2 protein-coding genes are annotated in these 890 nt (G+C 33.9%); both read right to left on the reverse strand.

Going from position 1 to position 890, the window contains the following annotated elements:
- Positions 1-5: 5 nt before the first annotated feature.
- Positions 6-500 carry an IS630 family transposase gene (locus VF685_RS14025; RefSeq protein WP_001003818.1) on the reverse strand — a complete coding sequence of 165 codons (495 nt, stop codon included), beginning with the start codon at positions 498-500 and terminating at the stop codon, positions 6-8.
- 47 nt (positions 501-547) lie between these two features.
- Positions 548-853 carry an IS630 transposase-related protein gene (locus tag VF685_RS14030; RefSeq protein ID WP_000122230.1) on the reverse strand — a complete coding sequence of 102 codons (306 nt, stop codon included), beginning with the start codon at positions 851-853 and terminating at the stop codon, positions 548-550.
- Between the last annotated feature and the right edge of the window lie 37 nt (positions 854-890).

Genomic DNA, 890 nt, shown 5'->3' on the forward strand with positions numbered 1-890 from the left:
TATAGTCAAACTACTTTATTATTCATACAAGATTCGAAAAAAACTCGAAATAACTCATCGACTGAGTCGATCAACCATTCTTTACGCTTACGTTTAACCCATGCCCACATCTGTTCTATAGGATTTAAATCAGGGCTGTATGCAGGAAGCCAAAGAATTTTATGCCCTTGTTGTTCCAATAACTCCTGAATATCTGCTCTTTTATGAAATGCTGCATTATCCATAACCACTACACTATTTTCTGGTAATGCTGGTATGAGGAATTGCTCAATCCAAAAATGAAAAACATCTGAATTGATTTTGCAGTCAAATAAACCGACTGAAAATAAATACCCTTTATGGATTGCTCCAATGGCATTGGTCTGATTCTTTAATTGCCAATTATATTGCCCTAGACAGGGTACTCCTTTTCGTGAGTAGCCATGAGGTCTGTAATCATGTGACTTAAAACCACTTTCATCCAGATAAATAATCGGATGGTTTTTTTCTAATTCATTCACTTGCAGAATAAATTTATCCCTAAGCTTTGTATCTGCTTTAGGATGGCTTAACGTCTTTTTTTAACTGTAATATTTAAGCGCTTTAATGCAGCACCAATAGATGAAACACCACAATTAAAACGTGCAGCACGTTCATATTGATAAGCATCAGGATACTTTTCAACATCTTCACGTAAAGCATCATCGTTAATTTTAGAAGGTTTACGTACACGAGTTTTTTTAATCTCTATACGTTTCTTCCATTCAACAATGGTATTTTTATTAATTTCAAATTGTGCAGCTACTGCTCGAATAGAATAACCTTCCTCAAGCTTAGCTAAAATTTTACGTCTAAAATGTTCTGAATAACTCATTGCACCATTGTATTGGTTTTATAATGATTTGACTATA

Source organism: Acinetobacter sp. Brlt_5 (genome assembly GCF_051949055.1).
In the GTDB taxonomy this organism is placed as follows: Bacteria; Pseudomonadota; Gammaproteobacteria; order Pseudomonadales; family Moraxellaceae; genus Acinetobacter; species Acinetobacter indicus.